Genomic DNA, 24601 nt, shown 5'->3' with positions numbered 1-24601 from the left:
GGCTCACCTCCAATACAAGCGGTTCGGGTTGTCGACCAGGAGCCTGCGCTGCAGTTCCCCGGTCGGCGCAATCTGGGGGATGTAGTCCACCAGCAGTCCGTCATCGGGCATGTGGTTCTTCAGATTGGGATGCGGCCAGTCGGTGCCCCACAGCACGCGGTCGGGAAAGGTCTCGACCAGGCGGCGCGCGAACGGCACCACGTCCAGGTAGGCGTGCTGTTGCCCGTCCAGCGCCGGGGGGCCGGATTTGCTGAGGCGTTCCGGGCAGCTGACCTTGCTCCAGATGTTCGGATGGTCGTGCATCATGCGCACGAAGCGCTGGAACTCGGGGCCGTCCACCGGCTGGGCCACGTCGGGCCGCCCCATGTGGTCGACCACCACCGTGGTGGGCAGGGTGGTGAAGAAATCATACAGTTCGGGCAGGTCCTGGGCCTCGAAGTAGACGACGACGTGCCAGCCCAGCGGCGCGATGCGCGCGGCGATCTCGGCCAGGACCTCGCGCGGGGTGAAGTCGGCCAGGCGGCGCACGAAATTGAAGCGCGTGCCGCGCACGCCCGCCTCGTGCATGTCCTGCAGTTCGGTGTCCGTGACGTCGCGCGACACCGTGGCCACGCCGCGCGCGCGGCCCTCGGAGGCGCGCAGCGCATCGACCAGGGCGCGGTTGTCGGTGCCGTGGCAGGTCGCCTGGACGATCACGTTCTTGGAAAATCCCAGGTGGTCGCGCAAGGCGAACAAGGCCTCCTTGGGCGCGTCGCAAGGCGTGTACTTGCGCTCGGGGGCGTAGGGAAAGACGGCGCCCGGCCCGAAGACGTGGCAGTGCGCGTCCACCGCACCCTCGGGGACGCGGAAACGGGGCGTGCTGGGACCGTCGTAGTAGTCCAGCCAGCCCGGGGTCTTGGTGAAAGTTTCGATCGCGGTGTGCGGCATCGTGCGTCCTTGGGGTCGTTCAGTCGATGTACTTGAGGCCGGCCTTCTCGAGGCCCTCGCGCATCTTGTAGTAGTCCAGCCCCAGCACGCCCGAGGCGAAGATGTCGCGCTTGCCACCCTCGTTGTCCTCGCGGGCCTGGGCGCGATCGGCCACCTCGCCGGCGATCGCCGCGGGCACCACCACCACGCCGTCGGCATCGGCGATGACCACGTCGCCCGGCATCACCTGGGCGCCGGCGCACACCACGGGCACGTTCACCGAACCCAGGGTGGCCTTGACGGTGCCCTTGGCGCTGATGGCGCGGCTGAAGACCGGAAAGTCCATCTCCTCGAGGGTGTCGACGTCGCGCACGCCGCCGTCGATGATGAGGCCGTGCGCGCCGCGCGCCTTGAAGGACGTCGCCAGCAGGTCGCCGAAGAAGCCGTCGGTGCTGTCGGCCGTGCAGGCCGCCACCACCACGTCGCCGGGCCGGATCTGCTCGGCCACCACGTGCATCATCCAGTTGTCGCCGGGCTGCAGCAGCACGGTGACGGCGGTGCCGCACATGCGCGCGCCGCGATAGACGGGACGCATATAGGGTTTCATCAGGCCGACGCGCCCCATGGCCTCGTGGATGGTGGCCACGCCGAATGCCGAAAGGCGCTTGGCGGCGGCCGGATCGGCGCGCTGGATGTTGCGGTAGACGACGCCCAGGTTGTTCAGGGGAGGTGCCATGTCAGTAGTCCTTATTCGTGATGCCGAGGGTCAGAGGCCCTTGGCCTTCAGCGCGGCATCGAGCCGCGGATAGACGCGTCGCGCATTGCCTTCGTAGATCTGGAACCGGTCCGCGTCGCTGAGCGTGGTCGCAGCCTCGATGTAGCGCTTGGTGTCGTCGAAATAGTGGCCGGTCTCGGGATCGATGCCGCGCACCGCGCCGATCATCTCGGAGGCGAACAGCACGTTCTTGACCGGAATCACCTTGGTCAGCAGGTCGATGCCCGGCTGGTGATAGACGCAGGTATCGAAATAGATGTTGTTCAGCAGGTGCTCGTCGAGCAGGGGCTTTTTCAGGGCCTGGGCCAGCCCGCGGAAGCGTCCCCAATGATACGGCGCGGCGCCGCCGCCATGCGGAATGACGAAGCGCAACGTAGGGAAATCCTTGAACAGGTCCGAGGTCAGGCACTGCATGAAGGCGGTGGTGTCCGCGTTCAAGTAGTGCGAGCCGGTCGTGTGGAAGCACGGATTGCAGCTCGTGGACACGTGGATCATGGCCGGGATGTCGTACTCGACCATTTTTTCGTAGATGGGATACCAGGACCGGTCCGACAGCGGCGGCGCGGTCCAGTGGCCGCCCGAGGGGTCGGGGTTCAGGTTGATGCCGACCGCGCCGTATTGCTGCACGCATTTCTCGAGTTCGGGGATGCAGGTGGCCGGGTCGACGCCGGGCGACTGGGGCAGCATGGCCGCCGTGGCGAACTGGTCGGGAAAGAGCTGCGAGACGCGATAGCAGAGCTCGTTGCAGATCGCGGCCCAGGTGCTGGAGACCTGGAAGTCGCCGATGTGGTGGGCCATGAAGCTGGCGCGCGGCGAGAAGATCGTCAGGTCGGAGCCCCGCTCGCGCATCAGCCGCAGTTGATTGGCCTCGATCGTTTCGCGCAGATCGTCGTCGCTGATCCGCAGGTCGGACGCCTTGGGCATGACCGAGGGATCCGCGATCCCGGCGATCTGGCGGTCGCGCCAGTCGGCCAGCGCCTGGGGCGCCGTCGTGTAGTGGCCGTGACAGTCGATAATCAGGGGATTTCTGCTCATCTCAAACGTGTCCTTCTAAGCTAGCGGGTTTCAGGATATGCGGACGCCGGCACCATGACCTCGCCGCGCATGATCAGGCGCGCGGTGCGCAACAGGGCCGCGCGCGACACTGTCTGGTCGTCGTCGGGATCGAGTTCGAGTTCGACGCTGAACTCGCCGCTGGGGTGTTCGATCGAGACGGTCTTGCGGGCGCCCTCGGGCATGCGCGCGATCCCCTGGGTGACCGATCCCTCGAGCACGCAGGCCGTGCCGACGGTGACCGCGGCCAGCACGCCGATGGCCTCGTGGCAGACGTGCGGGATGAAGCAGCGCGTGCTGATGCTGCCGCCGGCGCGCGGCTCGGACACCATGGTCATCTTGGGATAGTTGCGGCTGCGGACGTCGCCCAGGCCCATGAGCTCGCTGGCGCGCAGGCGCAGGGCCTCGATGCGGGCCTTGAGCGGGGCGTCGGCATTGAGCTCCGCCGGGGTCTCGTAGCCGCTGCGGCCCAGGTCGGCCGCGCGGAACATCACCAGCGGCATGCCGTTGTCGATACAGGTCACCTCGATGTCGAAGGCCTCGAAGTCCTCGCCCTCGCCGGGTTCCACACGGACGGTGTCGAGCACCCGCCCCGTGGGCAACAGGCCGGAGCAGACGGAGCCGGCGGTGTCCAGGAAATTGATGGTGATGGGCGCCGAACGGCCCGGCACGCCGTCGATGCGCGCATCGCCCTCGTAGCTGACGCGGCGGCCCTCGGGCGTCATCGGCGTGCGCACCGTGATGTCGCACTGCATGCCGGTATTGCGGGTCAGCACCCGCACCGTGGTCTCGTCGCCCTGGGGCAGGACCAGGCCGCGCTCGATGGCGAAGGGCACGACCGCCGCCAGCATGTTGCCGCAATTGGGGGTGGTGTCCACGGTGTCCCGATCGGGCTGCAGCTGGGCGAACAGAAATTCCACGTCCACGCCCGGCGCGGTGCCGCGACGCACGATGCCGACCTTGCTGGTCAAGGGGTGGGCACCGCCCAGCCCATCGATCTGGCGCGGGTCGGGCGAACCCATGACCGCCAGCAGCACCCGGTCGCGCGCGGCCGTGTCGGCCGGCAGGTCGGACTCGAGGAAAAAGGGCCCGCGCGACGTGCCGCCGCGCATGAACAAGGCAGGAATGGCTTTTTGCATGATGAGGCCATTATGGGCGCAAGCAGACATTCGGATAAGGCCTGTTACTCACTATCAGCTATGCCGAGATGTTATGATACGCCGCAGATCATGCCGTTCATAGACAGATGATATGGACCTCAAGCAACTCGAATATTTTCTCCGGGTGGCCGAGCTGGGCAGCTTCACTCAAGCCTCCCGCGCCCTCAACATCGCGCAGCCGGCCCTCAGCCGGCAGGTGCGGATGCTCGAGGTCGAGTTGCGGCAGAACCTCCTCAATCGCAACGGCCGCGGGGTGACCACCACCGAGGCCGGCAAGCTCCTGCTCGAGCACTGCCGGGGCATCCTGCACCAGGTCGAGCGCGCCAAGGAGGACCTGGGCCGTGTACAGGGCGCGCTGGCCGGGCGGGTCGCCCTGGGGATCGCGCCCAGCGCATCAAAAATGATGACGGTGCGCCTGACACGCAAGGCGCGCAAACACCTGCCCAACGCCTCGCTGTCGATCAGCGAAGGGCTGTCCTTCGTCATGCAGGAATGGCTGCTGGCGGGCCGCCTGGACATCGCCCTGCTCTATAACCCCAGCCCCTCGGCAGAACTGGACATCGCCCCGCTGACCTGCGAGTCGCTGTACCTGGTGGGGCCGCGCGGTCCCCACCCCTCGGACAAACCCATGGCGCTGGAGTCGCTGACCCACATCCCGCTGGTGATTCCCAACCGTCCGCACACGATCCGGATGCTGCTCGAGGCCGAGATGTCGGCCATCGGCCACAAGCCCAATATCCGCCTGGAGATCGACGGTGTGCCGGCGATCCTGGACCTGGTGGCGGACGGCGCGGGCTATGCGGTGCTGACCGAGCACGCGGTGCTGACCTCGGCCCGCCCCGAGCTCTATCACATCCGTCCCATCGTGCGGCCGCAACTGATCAGCCGCTTGTGCATGGCCACGGCATCGGGCCGCATCACGACCCTGACGCAAAACGCGATGCTGGGCCTTATCCGCGAGACGGCGCGGCAAGTCTATCCGCCGACGATGATTCAAACAGCCTGAACGAATTGACCAGCGCGCCGAGCTTTTCCGCCTGATGGCGGATATTGCCCGCCGCCGCCGCGGCCTGGGCCACCAGCGCGGCATTGCTGCGGGTCGCACCGTCGATCTCGGTCATCGCGAGGTTGACCTGCTCGATGCCCTGCCCTTGCTCCTGGCTGGCCAGCGCGATCTCGTGGACGATGGCGACGAACTGCTGCACGGCCTCGCGCGCCTGGCCCGAGATCCGGCCCGCCTCGCCGACCATGTCGGCCCCCTCGCCGATGGCCTGCACCGACTGGCTGATCAGGGTTTCGATCTCGCGCGCCGCCTCGCCCGTGCGCTGGGCGAGGTTGCGGACCTCGGCGGCGACCACGGCGAAGCCCCGCCCCTCCTCGCCCGCCCGCGCCGCCTCGACAGCCGCGTTCAGCGCCAGGATGTTGGTCTGAAAGGCGATGCTGTTGATGACACCCGAGATGTCGGCCACCCGGCGCGCGCTGTCCTGGATGCGCGTCATGGTGTCGACCGCCCTGCGCATCGAGGACTCGCTTTGCGAGACCTGCTGCTCGGAACCCGAGGCGAGTTCGCTGGCCTGGCCGGCATGGGCGGCGTTTTGCTTGACGGTGCTGGCGAGCTGTTCGATCGAGGCCGCGGTTTCCTCGAGGGAGCTTGCCTGGGTATCGGTACGCCGCGACAGGTCGTCATTGCCCTGGGCGATCTCGCGCACGCCATGGACGACGATCGAGGCGGATTCCTTGATGCGCACGATCAGCAGTTTCATGTTGATCTGCAGGATGCGCAGGCCGTGGGCGAGGTTCGAGAGTTCGGCCGCCCCGTCGACACGGACCCGCCCGGACAAGTCGCCGGAACTGATGCGCTCGATGTCGGCGCGCATGTGGCGCATGGCGCCGGCCATCGGGCGATACAGCGCCAGCCCGCCGAACAAGGCCCAGGCGGCACCGGCGGCCGCCAGCCCAAGGGCCGGCGGGCTGCCGGCGCCCAGGACGCCGAGCGCCGCGAACAGGCCCGCGCCGACCACGGCCTGCACCGCCACCCGGGCGCGCAAGGATATGCCCGCCATGGCGCCCAGGAGGCGCGTCAACGGACCCGCCGTCGAGATCGCGCCCTCGCGGATGCGGACCCCGCGCCGCCCCTCGGCCATGGCCCGGTAGGCCTGCTCGGCCGCCTCGACCTGGTCGCGTGACGGTCGCGTGCGGATGGAGGTGAAGCCCGCGACCTGGCCGTCCTGGAAAATCGGCGCCGCCTGGATGTCGACCCAGTAGTGATCCCCGTTTTTGCAGCGGTTCTTCATCAACCCCGACCAGGATTTGCCGCGCCTCACCGTGCGCATCAGGTCGGCAAAGGGCTCGCGCGGCATCTCGGGATGGCGCAGGATGCTCTGCTGGGCGCCGATCACCTCGGCGGGCTCGTGCCCGCTGATGCGCAGGAAGTCCTCGTTGACATAGGTGATGCGGCCTTCGAGATCGGTCGCCAGCACGATGGTCTCGCCCTCGCGCAGCACATATTCCCGGCCGCTGACATGCAGGTCTTCGCTCATTTCCCCCCCTTCGCGCAGGCCTTTTTATCGGCCCTTTGCGTGCGCGATCAGCCGATCGGCATACGCCTGCCAGCCGCCGGCCTTGTCGACGTCGGCGAACAGGCCCTCGGCGGCCAGGCCGGCCACCCAATCCTGCTTGGCCGCGGTCGCGCTGGCCATGAATGGTTCGAACCCCGCCTCGCGCACCGTGTTGGCCACCTCGCGCATTTCCTCGGCGCGCCGGCGTCCGTGCTGGACGACACGGCTATAGAAATAAGCGCCCTGCCCGGACCAATCGATCGAGGGGAAGGTTTCCTGCAGCGTCGGCAGCACGTGATCCTCGACACCGTAGGCCCGCGCGGCGGTGTAGCTTTCGATCACCAGGGCCTCGAGGCCCTTGATCATGACGCTGCGGCACATCTTGATCGCCGAGGCCACCCCCAGTTCGGGCGACACGGCGGTCGCATCCATGCCGGCGTCGCGCAGGCGCGCAGCCAGGGATTCGGCATGGGATCCGCCCAGCAGCATGGGCACCCGGATGCCGTAGGGCGGCACGGAAGTCATGACCCCCGCCTCGACGTACAGGCCGGCGGCCGCCTCGATCAGGGCGGCGGCCTCGCGCTTGGCGCCCGGCGAGGCGGAATTCAGGTCGAGGAAGACGGTGCCCGGCCGGATGTGGCGCGCGACTTCGCGGGCCACGTCGACGGTGCTCGAGGCGGTCACCGCGGACATGATGAGGTCGCTGCGGCTGCACAGTTCGGCCGCCGAGCCGCACAGCGGCACGCCGTCGTGCTCGGCGCGAGCCCTCAGCGGCGCGCCCGCGCCGTCGGCGGCGAGCTTGATGTCCCAGGCCTGCACGCTGGCCGCCTGGTCCTTCAGCCCGGCGCAGAATATGCCGCCGACCTCGCCATAGCCCATCAAACCCAGATTCATGCTTTGCATCACGGTGCTCCTTGAAACGATTCGGTGTCGACCTCGGCGATATTCGCCGCGCCGTGGCGCGCGCCCTCGACCGTGCGATCGTTGATCAGGGCGTCGAGCTCGGCCAGCGTGGCCTCGTCGAGCACGATGTCGGCCGCGCCCAGGTTGTCCGCCAGGTGATGGAGGCGGGTCGTGCCGGGAATCGGGATGATGTCCTCACCCTGGTGCAACAGCCACGCCAGCGCCAACTGGGCGGGCGAACACCCCACGCGGGCAGCGATCCGGCGGTAGGGCTCGAGCAGGCGCAGGTTGCGGGTGTAGGCCTCGGGCTGGAAACGCGGCATGCGCCGGCGCAGATCGCCCTCGTCGAGCACGGCCGGATCCGGCAGGCCGTCGGCCAGGAACGCGCGCGCCAGGGGACTGTAGGGAACGAACGCCGCGCCGATCTCGCGGCAGGCGGCGAGGACCGCGATCTCGGGATTGCGCGTCCAGAGGGAATATTCGCTCTGCACGGCGGCCACCGGATGCACGGCATGCGCCCGGCGCAAGGTCTGGGCGGACACCTCGGACAGGCCGATGTGGCGGATCTTGCCGGCCTGCGCCAGTTCGGCCAGCGCCCCGACACTGTCCTCGATAGGGACGGATTTATCCCACCGGTGCAGATAATAGAGGTCGATCACGTCGGTGCGCAGACGGCTGAGGGCCTCCTCGCAGGTGCGGCGCAAGGTGTCCGGCCGGCCGTCGATGCGCCGCTTGCCATCCTCGCGGAAGATCCCGCATTTGCTGGCCAGCACGTAGCGGCTGCGGTGCGGCGCCAGCACCCGGCCCAGCAATTCCTCGTTGTGGCCGAACCCATACAAAGCAGCGGTATCGAACAGCGTCACGCCGCGGTCCAGCGCACCCAGCAGCAGCGCCTCGGCCTGGGCCGGATCGGCGGACGGGCCGTAGCCATGGCTCAGGCTCATGCATCCGAGGCCGATCGGAAAGACCTCGAGGTCGGCGATTTTACGTAATGTCGTCATATCGAATCATTATGCGGACAAGCCCACCAATTGTTAAGCCGGCCTTGGGGACTAGCAGCTATGCCGGACCGCTATGGAAAGCAAATCGCAGCCCCAAAATGCAGCACACCCGGCTGCTAACCGGGTGTGCTGTTTTGTTGCGAGACGATGTTACGACATGAATACCGCCCGAGGCGGCAAAGCCTACTCTTTGCCGGGGTCTTTGAAGTCGGCGATCTTGTCGAACTCGACGTTCTGCAGCACGCCGTCGACGCGCTCGACCTTGCGGATGTAGACGTTCTGCACGATGTCGCGCGTGGCCGGATCGATCGAGACCGGGCCGCGCGGGCTCATCCAGCTCATGCCCTTGACCGCCGCCATGAACGCCTCGCCGCCGGCATCGCCGCCGGTCTTTTTCAGTGCCTCGTAGATCAGGTGCATCCCGTCGTAGGAGGCGGCGCCGACCATATTGGGTCGCACGCCCGGATAGGCCTGGGTATAGGCCGCCACGAAGGCCTTGTTCTCGGGCGAGTCATGCGCCTCGGAATAATGGAAGGACGTGATCATCCCGACGGCGTTGTCGCCCATGGCCTCGAGCACGTCCTCGGTCACCACGTCGCCGGTGGCCAGCAGCTTGATCCCGGCCTCGTCCAGGCCGCGTTCCTTATAGCCCTTGGCGAAGGCCACGCCCTGGTCGCCGTTGGGCACGAACAGGAACAGCGCATCGGGGGCCGCGTCCTTGATCTTTTGCAGGAAGGGCGCGAAGTCGGGCTTGGTCATCGGCGTATGCAATTCGCCGATGACTTCGCCGCCCGCGGCGGTGAAGGTCTTTTTGAACTGCGCCGCCGCATCATGGCCCGGGCCGTAATCGGCCGTGATGGTGTAGACCTTCTTGATGCCGTTCTGGGCCGCCCAGGTCGCCATGGGCGCGGACACCTGCGGCAGGGTCATCGACGTGCGCACGACGTAGTCGGACTTGGTGGTGATCGAGGAGGTGGCGGCATTGAGCACCACCATCGGCACCTTGGCCTCGGTGGCCAGCGGCGCGACGGCGAAGGCCGCGGGGGTCAGGCCAAAGCCCGCGAACAGGTCGACCTTGTCCTTGATCAGCAGTTCCTGCGCCTGGCGCTTGCTGATGGCCGGATTGACGCCGGTGTCGTCCTTGGCGATCAGCACGACCTTGCGGCCGGCCACCGTGTCGCCATGCTCTTTCAGATAGAGCTGCGCGCCGTTCATCATCTGCTGGCCCGTCGAGGCGAAGGGCCCCGACAACGGCACGATCATGCCGATCTTCAGGTCCTGCGCCTGGGCCGCGCCGAGCGCGCCGCCGGCCAGCGCAAAGGCTGCCAGCGTCTTCAGTAGATTGAATTTCAAGCTTGTCTCCTTGGTTTTGGAAAGCGCGCATGCGCCGGACTAGAGGTCGATGACCAGCATCGGGGTTTTCGAGCGGGAACAGCACGGGGTGAACTGGTCGTTTGCCGCATGCTCCTCATCGGTCAGATAGCTGTCGCGGTGGTCCGGGTCGCCCTCGACCACGCCGGTCAGGCACGTGCCGCAAATGCCTTCCTCGCAAGACACCGGGATGAAGACCCCGTGCCGGTCGAGGGCCTTGGTCACCGGCTCGTCGGCCGGGATGTCGAAGACCTCGCCGGTGCTGGCCAACCGGACCTGGAAGGCCTGGTCGCCCTGGACCGGCGCCACCGGTTCGGAGGCGGCGAAGCGCTCGAAGTGAATGCGCGAGTCCTCGAACCCGGCCGCCCGGGCAAGGGCGACGACATGATCGATGAAACCCGCCGGCCCGCACACGTACACGTGGGTGTCCGCGCCGGCCGAGGCCAGCAGGGCCGGCGCGTCCAGCGCCGTGTCAGGCTCGTCGTCGAAATGCAGCCGCGTACGCGCGGCCAGCGCGGAGCCGCCGATGTCATCGAGGAACGCGGCGCGCGCCCGGGTGCGGCAACTGTAATGAAACTCGAAATCGGCGCCCGCCGCGTGCAGTTGGCGGGCCATGCACAGGATCGGCGTCACGCCGATGCCGCCGGCCAGCAGCAGGCTGCGCGGCGCCGCCTGCAGGGCGAAGCGGTTGCGCGGCTCGCTGATGCGCAGGACGTCGCCCACCTCGATGCGGTCGTGCACGACAAGCGAGCCGCCGCGGGAGGCGGCCTCGCGCAGTACGCCGATCCGGTAGCGCGTGCGTTCGGCGGAATCGTTCAACAGGGAATATTGGCGGATCAGCCCGCCGGGCAGATGCACGTCGATATGCGCGCCCGCCGTGAAGGCAGGCAGCGGCGCGCCTTGGGCGTCGACCAGCTCGAGGCTGACGACGTCCTGCGCCTCGCGGCGCTTGTCGGCGACTCTGACGGACAATTCTTGCATGTCGAAGGCAACCTGTATGTGGGAATCGCGCGGCGCGCCGTCGTCCGGGCGCCTCGAGTATACGTCAAGCATACGTCAGGCGAGCTGCGCCTCGGCGGCATCCGCGGCCGTCGTCATGGTTTTTTCCGCCTGCACGAGCCGATCGATGATGCGCCGCGCCTGCACGCCGCCGGCATCGATGTTCAGGGCCAGCAGGCGCCGGTCGGGAAAGGTCCGCAGGTTGCGCTGCTGCGCCTCGAGCACGTCGAGGTCCTGGCTGAAGATCCGCCCCTGCCCTTCGCGGATCGTTGCGGTGAGCGCCGCGTCCTCGGGCTTGAAATGCCGCGCCATGCCCCAGAAATACCAGTGCGAGGTCTCGGTCTCGGGCGTCATGAAATCGACCACCACCGCCGACGCCTTGTATTCGGGCGCAGCCTCGAACCCGCCCTTGCCCGCCAGCGCGACACCCACGTCGATCAGCACGTGGCTGGGCGCGGTAAAGCGCGAAATCTGCCAGCGGTCCACGGGCGCATCGGGATCCAGGCCGTTGGCCCGCATCGCATCCTGCCAGAAGGGCGGCGCGGTGACGTTCTGCATGATCCGGCTGGTGACCACGGTCTCGCCCTCCATGCGCGTCCTGACCGGCGAGGCGTCGATCTCGTCCTGGCCGATGCTGCCGACGTGCACATAGGCCTCGTGCGTCAGGTCCATGAGGTTGTCCACCATCAGCCGGTAGTCGCAACCGATGTGGTAGAGGCCGCCGCCAAAGGCCCATTCCGGATTGTCCGACCATGGCAGCGCCGGGATCGCCGCCTCATCGGCCAGGGCCGCATCCCCGGGCCACAGCCAGACGAAACCGTGGCGCTCGACCACGGGATAGCTGCGGATACAGGGGAAGCCGCCCACGCGCTGCATGGGCATGGACACCGTCTTGCCGTCGCAGCCCATCACCAGGCCGTGGTAGCCGCACATCAGGTTGTCGCCCACCACACGGCCCAGGGACAGCGCGGCGCCGCGATGCGGACAGAAATCCTCGAGCGCCGCCACCTGACCGCCGGCACCGCGGTACAGGGCCACCCGCTGGCCGCACAAGCTGCGGCCCAGCGGTCCGTCGGCGAGTTCGTCGGGGGTACAGGCGATGTACCAGGCATTCTTCGGAAACATGTGATTCTCCTTGCATTGCGCCCGCCGTGGCCGCTCCCCGACCGCCACAAGCTTCAATATCTAATATTCAGCACACTGAACGTTAAGATCAATTCTATTTTTTCGACAGGGATATGCCATCGGTATAAACCCTAGATCACCGGCCGGCGCGCGGTGTCGGCACCAGCGGCGCGCGGCTCTGGTGATTGTTGACGTCGACGAGCTTTTGCAAGAGGTCCATGAACACCGCCTCCTCGTCGGCGGTGAATTTTTCGAAGATCCGGCGGTGCAGGCGCTCGATGGCGTCGTTCGCCTCGACGAGCAGCGCCCGCCCCTGCGCGGTCAGTTCGAGGATGCGCTGGCGGCGGTTGGCCGGATCGACGCGGCGCGTCAGCAAGCCCTTTTCCTCGAGCCGCATCGCCACGCTGGCCGCCGTCGAGGTGTCGATGGCGGCCAGGCCCGCCAGCGAGACCTGGTCTATGCCGGGATGCGTCAGCAGCACGCACAGCACCGCGTATTGAATGGGTGTGGCGAGCGTCCCGAGTTCGTCATGGAAGATGGATGCTGAAATCTGCTGGGCCCGCCTGAGCAGGTGGCCGGGCTGGACGTACAGGGGTTCGCGCAAAACGGGATCTGACATGAAAGGCCTCGCAGGATGTCGCGGCATAGAGTAGCGTATCCTAACGTGCAACACGACCACTCTGGAGCATGCCATGGCGGCATCCACGCCCACCCCCACCTTCGTCCTGCTGCATGGCCTGCTGTGCGACGGCCAGACCTGGTCCCACCTCGCCGGTCCGCTGTCGCGCCTGGGGCCGGTCCTGATTCCGCGCCTGAGCGGGCTGGACTCGCTGCCCGGCGCCGCCGCCGAGACGCTGGCGCACACCCGGGGCCCCCTGGTCGTGGTGGGCCATTCGATGGGTGGGCGCATCGCCTTCGAGATGGCGCGCCAGGCGCCCGGGCGCTGTGCGGGCCTGGTGCTGATGAATACCGGCTACCGGGGACTGGGCGACGGCGAGACGCCGCGCCGGATGGCCCAGGTCGAGGCGGCACGGGCCGGCGGCATCGAGGCCATCGTCGACGCCTGGCTGGACGGCATGATCGCTCCGCGCACGCGCAACGATGCGGCATTGATGCGCTCGATGCGCGACATGGTCCTGCGCTCCAGCCCGGAATCCTTCGCCGGCCAGATCCAGGCCTTGATCGGACGCCCCGATGCCACGGAGGTGCTGGGCCGCATCGCCTGCCCCACCCTGCTCATGAGCGGCGAGGAAGACAGCTGGAGCCCGCTGGCCCAGCATCACGACATGGCCGCGCGCATTCCCGATTCAGAGGTGGCGGCGATCCCGGCGGCGGGCCACATGGCGCCCTTCGAGGCGCCCGAGGCCGTCACGCGGACCATCCTGGAATGGCTGGACCGCCGGGGACTGGCGTCCGCGGCGGCCCGTTAGGGATCCCTCGAGGGATCCCCGACCCCAGGCTCGACGGCTGTCAGGCGGCTTCGAGGACCAGCAGTCCGGTCGCCGTGTTCGAGATGGGGATGTGGTAGTTGGAATGCTTTTTGGTGACGGAGGCGGCCCCGTCCAGGGCGCCGCGCGCCGCCACCCACATCAGCAGCTCGATGCCTTGGGTGCCGGTGAGCTCGACCAGTTCGTCGTTCGAGTACTGCGTGACCCATTCCGGATCGTGGACCAGGCTGTCCATGAACTTCAGGTCGAATTCCTTGTTGAGGAAGCCCGCGCGCTCGCCGTCGAGCTGGTGCGACAGGCCGCCGCTGCCGATGATGAGGACGCGCTTGTCGCTGTCCCAGGATTCGACGGCGCGGCCGATGGACTGCCCCAGGCGCCAGCAGCGGGCGGCCGAGGGGTACGGGGCCTGCACGGTGTTGATGCACACCGGGACGATCTCGACCGGCCACTCGCCGCGCGCCTGATGCTCGGGCCACAGCAGCGCCAGCGGCAGCGACACGGCATGATCGATCTGGGCCTCCTGGCAGGTGGTGATGTCGAACTCGTCGGCGACCAGGGACTCGACCATGTGCCAGGCCAGTTCCGGATTGCCGGGTGCCGGCGCCAGCGCCGGAATGCCCCAGCCTTCGTCGGCGGTATCGTAGACCGCGGCCGTGCCCACCGAGAACGTGGGCATCTTGTCGAGGAAGAAATTCAGGCCGTGGTCGTTATGGATGATCACAACCACGTCGGGACGGGCCCCCTGCACCCATTCGCGCGCGGCGGGATAGCCGTCGAAGAAGGGTTTCCAGTACGGTTCCTGCTGGAGGTTGCGGGCGATCGCCCCCCCGATGGCGGGGACGTGGGAAGTGCTGACGCTGCCGATGATGTGAGCCATGATTATTGCCCCGCTGCGATGAGTTTGGCCTTGAAGGCGTCCTTGGTCATGCCGGTCTGCTGAGCGCCGATGTCCTGCATGTCGAGTTTGAAGATGCCGGCGAACTTCGCCAGGTAATAGGGATGGCCGCCGGCCGCGATCAGCTCGAGCACGTTGCGGTTGCGGATCGCCTGTTTTTGCGCGTCGTTGAGCTTGTATTTGCTCATGTAGGCTTCCTCGTCGCGCTGGAACGCCTCGCGGCATTCGGCGGAATTGAAACTGAAGCACATCTTGTTGAGGGCATAGCCGATGCGGGCCTGGTCGCCGTCGAAGATGACGGTTCCCGGGATGTCCCGCTTGAGTCGGGGGGTGCTCATGCGTGTCTCCTGGTGGGTGCCTGCGGCACGGGGTTGTGAACACCGTCATGATGCGCCAGGCCCGGGTTGTACAGAATGGACTTTTCTGTTTTAAAAAAGTACATTTCGCGTATATGAAGATATTAAGGGGAAAACCCTTGGACGACTTGCGCCCCGGCCCGCCCGCTCACGACCACACGTCGATTCCCATATACAAGCTGTATGGTTATGGCAATGTCTGGACCACCCCGGATCCGATGTACTGCGAAACGATCGCTGCGCAGCAAAAACTGCACAATTGGCATGTCAAGCCGCACAAGCACGCGGACCTGTTCCAGATCCTCTGCCTGATATCCGGGAACGTCGTCGTGCACCTGGACGGATCGATCCACACCATGGGCGGCGGCCAGATGGTCCTGGTGCCCCAGATGGCGGTGCACGGCTTCCAGTTCGACCCGAACGCCGAAGGCTACATCCTGACCATGACCTACGGCCTGATGGCCGAAGTCTGCGAGCGCATGGGCCTGACCCTGACCGCCCTGTCGGAGCCGTCGTTCCTCACCCTGGGCGAGGATGACGAAAGCCGCCACACGCGCCTGGCCTTCACGCGCCTGGACCAGGAGTACCGCAGCCCGTATTCGCCGCAGCGCGGCGCGCTGCTCGAAGCCCTGCTGTCATGCATTCTCGCCTGGGTGCACCGCCGCAGCCTGGCCGGACGCGCGGCGCCCTCGGCCGCGGCGCCCGGCCAGGACGTCGGCAGCCCGCACCTCGCCCGCTTCACGCAATTGATCGAGGCCCACTACAAGACCCGGCACCAGGTGGCCTGGTACGCCTCGCGCCTGGGCATCACCGCGGCGCACCTCAACGTCGTGTGCCAGGCCCTGGCCGGCAAGTCGGCCCTGCGCCTGATCCACGAACGCCTGCTGCTGGAGGCGCGGCGCGAATTGATCTATACCCCCCGGACCGTCAGCACCATATCCGATTCGCTGGGCTTTGCCGATCCGGGGTATTTCACGCGCTTTTTCAAGCGCGTGTCGGGACAGTCCCCCAAGGCGTTCCGGCGGCTTACTCTTTCTCCGGATCCTTGACCGCCTCGAAGGTGTGGAATTCGACGTTCTGCAGCACGCCGTCGACGCGCTCGACCTTGCGGATGTAGACGTTCTGCACGATGTCGCGCGTGGCCGGATCGATCGAGACCGGGCCGCGCGGGCTCATCCAGCTCATGCCCTTGACCGCCGCCATGAACGCCTCGCCGCCGGCATCGCCGCCGGTCTTTTTCAGCGCCTCGTAGATCAGGTGCATCCCGTCGTAGCCGGCCACCGAAATCATGTTGGGACGGACCTGGGGGTAGGCCTTGGCGTAGGCGGCGACGTAGGCCTTGTTCTCGGGCGAATCGTGCGCCTGGGCGTAGTAGTACGAGGTGATGATCCCCAGGGCGCTGTCGCCCATGGCGTCGATCATGTCCTCGGTGGCGATGTCGCCGGTGGCCAGCAGCTTGATTCCGGCCCGGTCCAGGCCCCGTTCCTTGTAGCCCTTGGCGAAGGCCACGCCCTGGTCGCCGTTGGGAATGAACAGGAACAGCGCATCGGGGGCCGCGTCCTTGATCTTTTGCAGGAAGGGCGCGAAGTCGGGCTTGGTCAGCGGCGTATGCACCTCGCCGATGATCTCGCCGCCCGCCGCGGTGAAGGTCTTTTTGAACTGGGCGGCCGCGTCGTGCCCCGGCCCGTAATCCGCGACGATGACGTAGACTTTCTGCACGCCGTTGTCCTTGGCCCAGGTGGCCATGGGGGCCGCGACCTGCGGCAGGGTCGTCGAGGTGCGCGTGATGTAGTCCGATTTGGTCGTGATGGCCGAGGTGGCCGCGTTCATCACCACCATCGGGGTTTCGGTCTGCTCGGCCAGCGGTGCGGTGGCGAAGGCGCCGGGCGTCAGGCCGAAGCCGGCCAGCACGTCGACCTCGTCCTTGATCAGGAGCTCCTGCGCCTGGCGCTTGGTGATGGCCGGGGACACGCCGGTGTCGTCCTTGACGATCAGCACGACCTTGCGCCCCGCCACCGTGGCGCCGTGCTCCTGGACGTACAGGTTCACGCCGTTCATCATCTGCTGGCCCGTCGAGGCGAAAGGCCCCGACAAGGGGACCACCAGTCCCACTTTCAAGTCCTTGGCCTGGGATACGCCCGAGGCCATGGCGGCCAGCGTGAACGCAGCCAGCGCACATTTCAGCGTTTGCTTCAAGGTTGTCTCCTTTGATGTACGGCCGGCGCCTGTCGCCGGACCGGTCCGCCCCACCGGGTCCGCGGCCGCCGTGTCTGCGCACGATCCGGGCCGCGCCCGCGGCAAAAATGCTAGCCTATGCGCGCTCGGTGCGCCAGCCCGAGGCATAGTGCTCGCGCGCCACCTCCGAATAAGGGGCTGAGCTGACGACCACGCGGATCTCGGTCTGGCGATGGCGCTCGACCGTCGCCTTGCGCGTGCCGCCGTCCTCCTCGCCCCAGACGACCCGCAGCTCGGCGCCCAGGGGCACCTCGTGGTCGACGACGGCCAGGGACAGGCCGCTGCGCTCGTTGTAGCTGTAGCCCGTGAACATCGACAGCCCGACCGTGCGGCCGCCGGCGTCGACCACCCGGTCGTAGTTCGAGAATGCGTAGTTCGCCTGGGGCAGGTCGAAGTATTTGAAATTGTGGCCCTCCGGCTCGAACATCGAGGCCAGGACGCGCGTCAGGTCCTCGCGATTCCAGGCCAGCGTGACCTTCTTGCGCTGGGTCGCCGGATCCAGGGCCTCGAGAGCGTCGCGGCCGTGGAAGTCGTGATCGAACTTCATGAAGGAGCCGTAGCCGAGCTCGTAGGGATTGAGGTAGTAGTCCTCGATGTTGTCCGACACGAAGCTGCCGCCGATGCTGCCGGTGGCCTCATAGCTGTCCGCACCCAGCCAGCGGCGGTAGTCCTCGAGCTTGTCGCCGGTATAGATGGCGGGCAGCGGCGAGGGAATCCAGCCGGACTCCAGGGTATTGGTGGAATATGCGCGCGCGCCCACCGGCAGCAGGCCGTGGTCGGCGCCGGCGTCCAGAATGGCCTGGCGGATCTCGTCGCCCTCCTCGTACGGCCCCCAGACCTCGAGGCCGGGCTCGCCCGCCATGCCGTGGCGCAGGGCGCGCACGCGGCGCCCGGCGATGTTGATCTCGCCGATGTGGAAGAACTTGATCGGGTCGATCTTGCCCCCGTTGAGCTGTTCGAGGATGGGCCAGGCGTTCGGGCCCTGGACTTGATAGCGGTACAGGCGGCGCAGGACCGGCTTGCCCATCGGCCGCGAGGGCGAGCGGCCGTCCCTGACGAGTTCGACGTCATATTGGCCGGTCTGGGCCTGGTACATCAGCCAGTTGGTCACGGGCGCGCGTCCCACATAGATGAAGGTGTCGCCGGGCTCCCAGAACAGGATGCCGTCGCCGATCACGTGCCCGTACGGGGTGGTGGGGACGTATTGCTTGGCGCGGCCCGGGTTGAAGTTCGAGAACGTGTTGATGGTCGTCTCGGACAACATCTTCAGTGCGTCGCGCCCGCGGATGAACAGATTGTCCATGTGATGCGACTGGTCGTACAGGACGGCGGTTTCACGCCAGGCGAGCTGCTCGCTGCGCCAGTTGGAGAACTCTGGCGCAACGACCGGGTACACATAGGCGCCCACGCGCGAATTGCGCAGCATGTCGACGGTATTGCCCTGTTGCCGCAGCAGTTCTTCGAGGTTTTTGGCAGTCATCTCTCTCACCTTTGATTGTCGGTATGGAACGTTGGGGGGATGGGTACGGATGGGTGGAACCGGGTCCTAGAACACGACCGTCTTGCCGCCGTTGAGCAGCACGCGGTCCTCGAGGTGGTAGCGCACGGCGCGCGCCAGCACGCGGCGCTCGATGTCGCGCCCCTTGCGCACCAGGTCGTCGGGGCCGTCGGCATGCGTGATCTGCTCGACCTCCTGGGCGATGATCGGCCCTTCGTCGAGGTCGGCGGTCACGTAGTGCGCAGTCGCGCCGATCATCTTGACCCCGCGCGCATGGGCCTGGTGATAGGGCCGCGCGCCCTTGAAGCCCGGCAGGAAGCTGTGGTGGATGTTGATGCACCGGCCCTCGAGCCAGGCGGCGAACGCATCCGACAGGATCTGCATATAGCGGGCCAGGACGACGAGCTCGGCGCCGGAGTCCGCGATCAGGCGCATGACCCGGGCTTCCTGCTCGGCCTTGCGGCCGGGCTCGACCGGCAGGTGATGAAACGGGATCGCCCCGATCAGCGAGATATTGAGGGATTCCCGCGGATGATTCGAGACGATGCCCACCACCTCCATGTCGAGCTCGCCCACGCGGCAGCGATACAGGAGATCGCCCAGACAGTGGTCGAAGCGCGACACCATGAGCAGCACGCGGCGGCGCTGGCCGACGGGACGGATGCGCCAGCTCATCGCGCCCGCATCCACCGCGCCGGGGAATTCGGCGCACAGGCGCTCGAGCTGTTGGCCGCCGTCCAGGTCGAACACCACACGCATGAAGAACCGGCCCGACAGCAAGTCGTCGAACTGCTGGGCCTCGAGGATGTTGCCCCCGTGGCGCGCCAGCGTCCCGGCCACGGCGGCCACCAGCCCCGGCCTGTCCTCGCAGGACAGGGTGAGGACGTGGCCGCGCGCCGAGGCCGCATCGGCCTTCGGGTGTTCAGCGGGCGCCGCTTCGGGCACGGCCGTTGCGCGCGCGGGCACGGCTGCCGGGGGCCTCAGCGGGCTATCCATGGCGAGCCTCGCGAAAGGAACGGATCCATTCAGCGGTGTTCTGGAAGCCGCCGAAGGCATAGAAATGCAGGGCTGTGTCCGGCGCCCCGCCCAGGCCAGCCATCAGGTCGGCCACCAGGGTGGCCGGACCGACGGTGTTGACCAGGCGCGTGATGGACAGGCCATAGCGGCTCATGACGCGTGCCGACGCGCCCACGCCGCACTGGGCCGCATAGCGCAGCAAAGTCCCCATCCGCGCCGGACCGGGCACGCCGATGCGCACCGGGCAGGTCATGCCTCGCGCCCGCAATTCGCTGTACCAGGCCAGGATGGGCGCGGCCTCGAAGCCGAACTGCGTCACGATGAAGGGGTGGATGTCCTGCTGGGACAGCGCGGCGGACTTGGCCGCCAGCGCGTCCCACAGGCGGTCGCACGGGATCGCGGGATGCCCCTCGGGATACGCGGCGATCCCAGCCTGGCGTATGCCGTGGCGCACCAGCGTGCCGCTGCGGATCAGCGCCAGGGCGTCGGCATACGGCCCGAGCGGACGGTCGGGGTCGCCGCCGACCACGAAGACGCGGTCGACCTGCGCGGCGTCGACGAGCGCCCCCAGGAAATCGTCGAGCTCGGCCGCCGCGCCAATGCGGCGCGCCGATAGATGGGGGACCGGCGTGAAACCCAGGCGGCGCACCCCTCGCGCCGCCGCCACGCGCGCCGCGTAGTCCTCACCGGGGAGGAAGGTGATCGCGATCGGCGTACCGGGCGCGATCGCATAGGCGGCCTTTTCGAGCGCCGACAGGCCGTGCGCGGTCATCTCGAGGGAATATCCCGTGAGCAGGACGGACGGGGCCGGGCCGTCGCAGACCCGGGAACGGGTCAATTCCATTTCCATGGCTGTCTCCTTTTATTGTATACAAGTAGTATACATTCAATTGGAGCGGGTGCAAGCCCTTTCGAACCTCATCCCGGCGCTGGTTATAATTCCTCCAATCGCTCGCGCGCCACGCCCGGCCACCGGCCGGCGGCGCCGAACGCAATCACGCACCGGCCGGCACACCGACCCGGCCCCGACGCAATGGCCGCTACCGACTTTCCCTCATCGACCCCCAACCAGACCACCCGCGCATTGCTGGAATTGCGCAATCTGATCCTGAATGGCGAACTGGCGCCCAACGAGCGCCTATCGGAACTGGCGGTGGTCGAGCGCCTGGGAGTGTCGCGCACGCCGGTGCGGGCCGCCCTGCAGCGGCTGGCCGAGGAAGGCCTGCTCGAAGAGATCGTGGGCGGCGGCTATGCCGTCAAGACCTTCACCGAACGCGACGTATACGACGCGATCGAGCTGCGCGGCACCCTGGAGGGCATGGCGGCGCGTTTTGCCGCCGAACACGGCGCCAGCCCCGTGCTGCTGTCCAAGGCGAACGAGATCGTCGCCGCGGTGGACCGGATCATCGGGCAGGCCGAGATCACGGCCGAGGATTTCGAGCGCTACATCAAGTACAACGAACAGTTCCACAAGCTGTTGATCGCCATGTCGGGCAGCGAGCTGCTGGCCCGCGAGTTCGACCGCATGACGCGCCTGCCGTTCGCCTCGCCCAGCGGCTTCGTCAAGGCGCAGGTCGACGCCCCCCAGGCGCGGCTGATCCTCACACTGGCCCAGGAGGGCCACCGCGCCGTGGTCGAGGCGATCGAGCTGCGCCAAGGGGACCGGGCCGAGTCGCTGATGCGCGAGCACGCCCGGCTGGCCCATCGCAACCTGCGCTATGCGCTGGCCAACCGCACGGCCATCCGGCTGGTGCACGGGGGCGCGCTGATCCAGGCGCCGGTCGCGCCCTGAAAAGACGAGCGGGCCGCCACGGCGGCCCGCTCGTCTTGCGATCCGGCGGTTTCGATTATTCCTTGCCGGGATCCTTGAAGTCGGCGATCTTGTCGAATTCGACGTTCTGCAGCTGATCGCCCACCCGTTCCACCTTGCGGATGTACACGTTCTGGACGATGTCGCGCGTCGCCGGATCGATCGAGACCGGGCCGCGCGGGCTGGTCCAGCGCATGCCCTTGGCCGCTGCGATGAACGTGTCGCCGCTGGCATCGCCGCCGGTCTTCTTCAGTGCCTCGTAGATCAGGTGCATGCCGTCATAGCCGGCCACCGACATGAAGTTCGGACGATGGTCCTTGCCGGGATGGGCCTTGAGATAGGCCGAGACATAGGCCTGGTTTTCCGGCGAATCATGCGCCTGCGAGTAGTGGAATGACGTGATCACGCCCACCGCCGCATCACCCATGGCATCGAGCACATCCTCGTCGGTCAGGTCCCCGGTGGCGATCAGGCGGATGCCGGCCCGGTCCAGGCCGCGCTCTTTGAATCCCTTGGCAAAGGCCACCCCCTGCTCGCCCGCGGGAATGAACAGGAAGACCGCGTCGGGCTTGGCATCCTTGGCCCTTTGCAGGAAAGGCGCGAAGTCCGGCGTCTTGACCGGGGTGCGCGATTCGCCGACGATCGTGCCGCCGCCGGCCGTGAAGGTCTTCTTGAATTGCGCCTCGGCGTCATGGCCGGGGCCGTAATCGGCAACGACGGTATACACCGACTTGATGCCGTTGTTCAGGGCCCAAGTGGCGATGGGGGCCGTCACCTGCGGCAGGGTCATCGACGTGCGGACGATGTAATCGGACTTGGTCGTGATGGCCGAGGTCGCGGCGTTCATGACGACCATGGGGGTCCGGGTCTCGGTCGCGAGCGGCGCCACGGCAAAGGCCGAGGGCGTGAGGCCGAAGCCGGCCAGCACATCGACCTTGTCCTGGATCAGGAGGTTCTGCGCCTGGCGCTTGCTGACGGCCGGGGCCACGCCCGTATCGTCCTTGGTGATCAGCACGAGCTTGCGGCCGGCCACCGTATCGCCGTGCTCGGCGATGTACAGCCGCGCGCCGCGCTCGATCTGCTCGCCGTAGGCCGCGAAGGGGCCGGACAGCGGCAGCACCATGCCGACCTTGACATCGGCGGCTTGAGCCGAAGCCGCCGCGGCCACGACGGCGAGTGTCGCGAACGACCTCAGTGTAGTTTTAAGCATGTTTCCTCCTGTAGTAATATGCCCGGCCTCGAAGGTGAGCCCGGATTGTTGCCCATGCCCCGGAAAACGGGATGCAGGTGGCCCCGCATCGATCGTCGTTTACTCGATGATCTCGTAGGGCAAGCCCACGTAGTTCTCGGCGATGCTGGTGCGCGCGGCCACCGTGCTGATGCAGTACGCCGCCTCGGCCTGCTGGATGCGCTCGGAAAACGGGTCGTGGTCGAACCGATGCAGCACCGAGGTCATCCACCACGAGAAGCGCTCGGCCTTCCAGATGCGCCGCAGGCAGATCTCGGAATAGCGCCGCAGCATCTCGGGACGATCCTCGAAGTAGGCCTTGCACAATAGCTTATACAAAGTATAGACGTCACTGGCTGCCAGATTCAGGCCCTTGGCGCCGGTGGGCGGCACGATGTGAGCCGCGTCGCCCACCAGGAACAGCCGTCCGTGCTGCATGGGCTCGACCACGAAACTGCGCAGGGGCGCGATGCTCTTTTCCAGGGAGGGGCCGGTTTCCAGCTTGTCCGCCACGTCCGCGGGCAGGCGCGCGCGCAGTTCGCCCCAAAAACGCTCGTCGGACCAGTCCTCGACCTTCTCGGTCAGCGGCACCTGCACGTAGTAGCGGCTGCGGGTGGGCGAGCGCATGCTGCACAGAGCGAAGCCGCGCGGATGGCTGACGTAGATGAGTTCGTCCTCGACCGGGTGGGTGTCGGACAGCAAGCCCAGCCAGCCGAAGGGATAGACGCGCTCGTACTCGCGAATCACGTCGTGCGGGATGGCCTGCCGCGAAGGTCCGTGGAAGCCGTCGCAGCCGGCAATATAATCGCACTCGAGCGAGAGTTCGCGCCCGTCCTTGCGGAAGGTGACCCTGGGATGCCCGGAATCGATGTCATGCAGCGCCACGTTCTCGGCTTCATAGAACGACGGTGCGCCGCTTGCGGCGCGCGCGGCCATCAGATCGCGCGTCACCTCGGTCTGGCCGTAGATCATCACGGTATGGCCGCCGGTCAGGCCCTTCAGATCGATGCGTTCGCGCCGGCCGTTGAACAGGATCGAGAACCCGTCGTGGATGTGGCCCTCGCGTTCCATGTGCTCGGTCACCCCGGCCTCGCGCATCAGGTCCACGAAGCCGTGCTCGAGCACGCCGGCGCGGATCCGGCTCAGGACATAATCGGGGCTGCGCCGCTCGAGGACGACATTGTCGATGCCGCGCTTGTGCAGCAGCTGGCCGAGCAGCAGGCCCGAGGGCCCGGCGCCGATGATGGCGACTTGAGTTTTCATGGTGATCTCCGTGGGAACGGGCTTGCGTCCCGCCTGGATCACCATCTTGCACCCGCCCCGATACTTTTTGAATGGATTTTTGACAGTTAAAATTGTGAATATGGAATACGCGCGCCAGGTTCCGATCTTCAAACTGTACGGCGGCCATGACGAATGGCCGACGCCGGACCTGGTCCATTGCGAAACCATCGCCTCGCGCAGCAAGTTGCACAATTGGCATATCCGCCCTCACCGGCACACCGGGCTCTACCAAATCCTCTACCTGCACCAGGGCAATGCGGTCGTGCAGCTCGACGAGCGTCGTCACCGGCTGGCGGGGCGCCAGGTCGTGGAAGTCCCGCAGACCATCGTCCACGGCTTCGAGTTCGACCACGACTGCCAGGGCTATGTGATGACGATCGCCTATCCGCTGCTGACGCAGCTGGCGCGCAATCTCGACGAGAGCGCGCCCCTGCCCACCCTGCCCCACATCCACGTGCTGGAGCGCCGCCTCGACCAGGACGCCATACGCAATGCCTTTACCCGCCTGAACGCCGAGTACACCGCGCAGGCGCCTTACCGCGGCATCCAGATCGAGGCCTTGCTGACACTGGTCTATGTCTGGCTGCGGCGCAATCGGCCGATCGGCCAGCGCATCGCCCCGCGGCCGCGCAGCCACGAGCATTTCAGCCGCTTCGGCGAATTGCTGGATCAATCCCACACGGCCCATCACGACGTGGCCTGGTACGCCCGCAGCCTGGGGATCACCCCCGCCCACCTGAACGTGGTGACGCGCGGCCATGCCGGCAAGTCCCCGCTCGAGCTGATCCATGAACGGCTGCTGCTGGAGGCCGGCCGCAGTCTGGTCTATACCTCGATGACCATCAGCGAGATCTCGTACGAGCTGGGATTCTCGGACCCGGCGTATTTCACGCGCTTCTTCAAGAAAGCCTCGGGCCTGTCGCCCAAGGCCTTCCGCCTGCGCGCCGGCACTTGAAGGCGCGCAAGGCGCCCGGGCGGG

Annotated in this window: 24 protein-coding genes; 5 read left to right on the top strand and 19 right to left on the bottom strand. The window is 67.1% G+C overall.

All coding sequences use genetic code 11. From position 1 onward, the window contains the following. Positions 1–3: 3 nt before the first annotated feature. Genes OOZ48_RS11685 through OOZ48_RS11670 form a run of 4 tightly spaced genes read right to left on the bottom strand, consistent with a single transcriptional unit; the run spans position 4 to position 3873 of the window. A complete protein-coding gene (locus OOZ48_RS11685; protein ID WP_269498697.1) occupies positions 4–912 on the bottom strand; it encodes an amidohydrolase family protein in 909 nt (302 codons plus the stop codon). Between the two features lie 34 nt (positions 913–946). Then, a complete protein-coding gene (gene ligK / locus OOZ48_RS11680; protein ID WP_269498494.1) occupies positions 947–1642 on the bottom strand; it encodes a 4-carboxy-4-hydroxy-2-oxoadipate aldolase/oxaloacetate decarboxylase in 696 nt (231 codons plus the stop codon). A 30-nt stretch (positions 1643–1672) separates the two neighbouring features. Next, the gene (locus OOZ48_RS11675; RefSeq protein WP_269498694.1) at positions 1673–2701 is read right to left on the bottom strand and encodes an amidohydrolase family protein; all 1029 of its coding nucleotides are present in this window, start codon (positions 2699–2701) and stop codon (positions 1673–1675) included. Between the two features lie 35 nt (positions 2702–2736). Continuing rightward, the gene (locus OOZ48_RS11670; RefSeq protein ID WP_269498492.1) at positions 2737–3873 is read right to left on the bottom strand and encodes a 4-oxalomesaconate tautomerase; all 1137 of its coding nucleotides are present in this window, start codon (positions 3871–3873) and stop codon (positions 2737–2739) included. Between the two features lie 112 nt (positions 3874–3985). On the opposite strand from OOZ48_RS11670, the gene OOZ48_RS11665 reads away from it, so the two are divergent. Further along, a complete protein-coding gene (locus tag OOZ48_RS11665) occupies positions 3986–4900 on the top strand; it encodes a LysR family transcriptional regulator (RefSeq protein ID WP_269498490.1) in 915 nt (304 codons plus the stop codon). Here OOZ48_RS11665 and OOZ48_RS11660 read toward each other — a convergent pair. From OOZ48_RS11660 to OOZ48_RS11630, 7 genes are all read right to left on the bottom strand, one after another. Continuing rightward, positions 4845–6434 carry a methyl-accepting chemotaxis protein gene (locus OOZ48_RS11660; RefSeq protein ID WP_269498489.1) on the bottom strand — a complete coding sequence of 530 codons (1590 nt, stop codon included), beginning with the start codon at positions 6432–6434 and terminating at the stop codon, positions 4845–4847. The genes OOZ48_RS11665 and OOZ48_RS11660 overlap by 56 nt on opposite strands. A gap of 24 nt (positions 6435–6458) precedes the next feature. Beyond that, entirely contained in the window at positions 6459–7355 is an 897-nt protein-coding gene (locus OOZ48_RS11655) for a DUF1932 domain-containing protein (RefSeq protein WP_269498487.1), read from the bottom strand. Continuing rightward, positions 7355–8356 carry an aldo/keto reductase gene (locus OOZ48_RS11650; RefSeq protein ID WP_269498485.1) on the bottom strand — a complete coding sequence of 334 codons (1002 nt, stop codon included), beginning with the start codon at positions 8354–8356 and terminating at the stop codon, positions 7355–7357. The genes OOZ48_RS11655 and OOZ48_RS11650 overlap by 1 nt, the downstream gene beginning before the upstream one ends. A 183-nt stretch (positions 8357–8539) precedes the next feature. Further along, on the bottom strand, positions 8540–9709 hold the full coding sequence (locus OOZ48_RS11645) for an ABC transporter substrate-binding protein (protein ID WP_269498484.1): 1170 nt from the start codon (positions 9707–9709) through the stop codon (positions 8540–8542). A 39-nt stretch (positions 9710–9748) separates the two neighbouring features. After that, the gene (locus OOZ48_RS11640) at positions 9749–10708 is read right to left on the bottom strand and encodes a PDR/VanB family oxidoreductase (protein WP_269498482.1); all 960 of its coding nucleotides are present in this window, start codon (positions 10706–10708) and stop codon (positions 9749–9751) included. 75 nt (positions 10709–10783) lie between these two features. Continuing rightward, complete coding sequence (locus OOZ48_RS11635) at positions 10784–11851, bottom strand: aromatic ring-hydroxylating dioxygenase subunit alpha (RefSeq protein WP_269498480.1); 1068 nt, start codon at positions 11849–11851, stop codon at positions 10784–10786. Between the two features lie 136 nt (positions 11852–11987). Next, positions 11988–12470 carry a MarR family winged helix-turn-helix transcriptional regulator gene (locus tag OOZ48_RS11630; RefSeq protein ID WP_269498478.1) on the bottom strand — a complete coding sequence of 161 codons (483 nt, stop codon included), beginning with the start codon at positions 12468–12470 and terminating at the stop codon, positions 11988–11990. A gap of 73 nt (positions 12471–12543) precedes the next feature. Between OOZ48_RS11630 and OOZ48_RS11625 the strand changes: the two genes are divergently transcribed. Continuing rightward, positions 12544–13281, top strand: a complete 738-nt coding sequence (locus OOZ48_RS11625; protein WP_269498477.1) for an alpha/beta fold hydrolase — start codon at positions 12544–12546, stop codon at positions 13279–13281. Between the two features lie 40 nt (positions 13282–13321). On the opposite strand, the gene OOZ48_RS11620 is transcribed toward OOZ48_RS11625, so the two are convergent. Together OOZ48_RS11620 and OOZ48_RS11615 are read right to left on the bottom strand one after the other, a co-directional pair. Further along, positions 13322–14176: a class III extradiol dioxygenase family protein gene (locus OOZ48_RS11620; RefSeq protein ID WP_269498476.1), complete on the bottom strand. Its 855-nt coding sequence runs from the start codon at positions 14174–14176 to the stop codon at positions 13322–13324. 2 nt (positions 14177–14178) lie between these two features. Beyond that, positions 14179–14532 (bottom strand): protocatechuate 4,5-dioxygenase subunit alpha, encoded by a 354-nt coding sequence (locus tag OOZ48_RS11615; protein ID WP_269498475.1) that lies wholly within the window; start codon positions 14530–14532, stop codon positions 14179–14181. Positions 14533–14669: 137 nt separating this feature from the next. Between OOZ48_RS11615 and OOZ48_RS11610 the strand changes: the two genes are divergently transcribed. Next, on the top strand, positions 14670–15599 hold the full coding sequence (locus tag OOZ48_RS11610) for a helix-turn-helix domain-containing protein (protein ID WP_269498472.1): 930 nt from the start codon (positions 14670–14672) through the stop codon (positions 15597–15599). On the opposite strand, the gene OOZ48_RS11605 is transcribed toward OOZ48_RS11610, so the two are convergent. From OOZ48_RS11605 to OOZ48_RS11590, 4 genes are all read right to left on the bottom strand, one after another. Further along, complete coding sequence (locus OOZ48_RS11605) at positions 15577–16698, bottom strand: ABC transporter substrate-binding protein (protein WP_442867580.1); 1122 nt, start codon at positions 16696–16698, stop codon at positions 15577–15579. The genes OOZ48_RS11610 and OOZ48_RS11605 overlap by 23 nt on opposite strands. 163 nt (positions 16699–16861) lie before the next feature. Next, positions 16862–18265 carry a vanillate/3-O-methylgallate O-demethylase gene (ligM, locus tag OOZ48_RS11600; protein ID WP_269498469.1) on the bottom strand — a complete coding sequence of 468 codons (1404 nt, stop codon included), beginning with the start codon at positions 18263–18265 and terminating at the stop codon, positions 16862–16864. A 66-nt stretch (positions 18266–18331) separates the two neighbouring features. After that, positions 18332–19279: a formyltetrahydrofolate deformylase gene (gene purU / locus OOZ48_RS11595; RefSeq protein ID WP_269498468.1), complete on the bottom strand. Its 948-nt coding sequence runs from the start codon at positions 19277–19279 to the stop codon at positions 18332–18334. Beyond that, complete coding sequence (locus OOZ48_RS11590; protein ID WP_269498467.1) at positions 19272–20150, bottom strand: methylenetetrahydrofolate reductase; 879 nt, start codon at positions 20148–20150, stop codon at positions 19272–19274. The genes purU and OOZ48_RS11590 overlap by 8 nt, the downstream gene beginning before the upstream one ends. 183 nt (positions 20151–20333) lie before the next feature. Between OOZ48_RS11590 and OOZ48_RS11585 the strand changes: the two genes are divergently transcribed. Further along, entirely contained in the window at positions 20334–21092 is a 759-nt protein-coding gene (locus OOZ48_RS11585) for a GntR family transcriptional regulator (RefSeq protein WP_269498466.1), read from the top strand. 55 nt (positions 21093–21147) lie between these two features. Here the strand turns inward: OOZ48_RS11585 and OOZ48_RS11580 are convergent, their stop codons facing one another. Continuing rightward, a complete protein-coding gene (locus tag OOZ48_RS11580; RefSeq protein ID WP_269498465.1) occupies positions 21148–22320 on the bottom strand; it encodes an ABC transporter substrate-binding protein in 1173 nt (390 codons plus the stop codon). 99 nt (positions 22321–22419) lie between these two features. Further along, positions 22420–23601 carry a 4-hydroxybenzoate 3-monooxygenase gene (gene pobA, locus OOZ48_RS11575; protein ID WP_269498463.1) on the bottom strand — a complete coding sequence of 394 codons (1182 nt, stop codon included), beginning with the start codon at positions 23599–23601 and terminating at the stop codon, positions 22420–22422. 79 nt (positions 23602–23680) lie between these two features. On the opposite strand from pobA, the gene OOZ48_RS11570 reads away from it, so the two are divergent. Further along, positions 23681–24577, top strand: coding sequence for a helix-turn-helix domain-containing protein (locus OOZ48_RS11570; RefSeq protein ID WP_269498461.1), 897 nt, complete (start codon positions 23681–23683; stop codon positions 24575–24577). Positions 24578–24601: the final 24 nt, after the last annotated feature.

The organism is Castellaniella sp. S9 (assembly GCF_027257175.1).
Taxonomy (GTDB): domain Bacteria; phylum Pseudomonadota; class Gammaproteobacteria; order Burkholderiales; family Burkholderiaceae_B; genus Castellaniella.
Note: the sequence above shows the minus strand (reverse complement) of the source record. Positions and strands in the feature narration are given on the sequence as shown.

Bases quoted from the DNA above. Each gene is read 5' to 3' on its own strand.
- OOZ48_RS11615 (WP_269498475.1), bottom strand. From the start codon at position 14,532: ATGAGCACCCCCCGACTCAAGCGGGACATCCCGGGAACCGTCATCTTC.
- OOZ48_RS11585 (WP_269498466.1), top strand. From the start codon at position 20,334: ATGGCCGCTACCGACTTTCCCTCATCGACCCCCAACCAGACCACCCGC.
- purU (WP_269498468.1), bottom strand. From the start codon at position 19,279: ATGGATAGCCCGCTGAGGCCCCCGGCAGCCGTGCCCGCGCGCGCAACG.
- OOZ48_RS11665 (WP_269498490.1), top strand. From the start codon at position 3,986: ATGGACCTCAAGCAACTCGAATATTTTCTCCGGGTGGCCGAGCTGGGC.
- OOZ48_RS11640 (WP_269498482.1), bottom strand. From the start codon at position 10,708: ATGCAAGAATTGTCCGTCAGAGTCGCCGACAAGCGCCGCGAGGCGCAG.
- ligM (WP_269498469.1), bottom strand. From the start codon at position 18,265: ATGACTGCCAAAAACCTCGAAGAACTGCTGCGGCAACAGGGCAATACC.
- OOZ48_RS11590 (WP_269498467.1), bottom strand. From the start codon at position 20,150: ATGGAAATGGAATTGACCCGTTCCCGGGTCTGCGACGGCCCGGCCCCG.
- ligK (WP_269498494.1), bottom strand. From the start codon at position 1,642: ATGGCACCTCCCCTGAACAACCTGGGCGTCGTCTACCGCAACATCCAG.
- OOZ48_RS11630 (WP_269498478.1), bottom strand. From the start codon at position 12,470: ATGTCAGATCCCGTTTTGCGCGAACCCCTGTACGTCCAGCCCGGCCAC.
- OOZ48_RS11635 (WP_269498480.1), bottom strand. From the start codon at position 11,851: ATGTTTCCGAAGAATGCCTGGTACATCGCCTGTACCCCCGACGAACTC.
- OOZ48_RS11625 (WP_269498477.1), top strand. From the start codon at position 12,544: ATGGCGGCATCCACGCCCACCCCCACCTTCGTCCTGCTGCATGGCCTG.
- OOZ48_RS11670 (WP_269498492.1), bottom strand. From the start codon at position 3,873: ATGCAAAAAGCCATTCCTGCCTTGTTCATGCGCGGCGGCACGTCGCGC.
- OOZ48_RS11660 (WP_269498489.1), bottom strand. From the start codon at position 6,434: ATGAGCGAAGACCTGCATGTCAGCGGCCGGGAATATGTGCTGCGCGAG.
- OOZ48_RS11655 (WP_269498487.1), bottom strand. From the start codon at position 7,355: ATGCAAAGCATGAATCTGGGTTTGATGGGCTATGGCGAGGTCGGCGGC.
- OOZ48_RS11650 (WP_269498485.1), bottom strand. From the start codon at position 8,356: ATGACGACATTACGTAAAATCGCCGACCTCGAGGTCTTTCCGATCGGC.
- OOZ48_RS11620 (WP_269498476.1), bottom strand. From the start codon at position 14,176: ATGGCTCACATCATCGGCAGCGTCAGCACTTCCCACGTCCCCGCCATC.
- OOZ48_RS11605 (WP_442867580.1), bottom strand. From the start codon at position 16,698: ATGGCCTCGGGCGTATCCCAGGCCAAGGACTTGAAAGTGGGACTGGTG.
- OOZ48_RS11580 (WP_269498465.1), bottom strand. From the start codon at position 22,320: ATGCTTAAAACTACACTGAGGTCGTTCGCGACACTCGCCGTCGTGGCC.
- pobA (WP_269498463.1), bottom strand. From the start codon at position 23,601: ATGAAAACTCAAGTCGCCATCATCGGCGCCGGGCCCTCGGGCCTGCTG.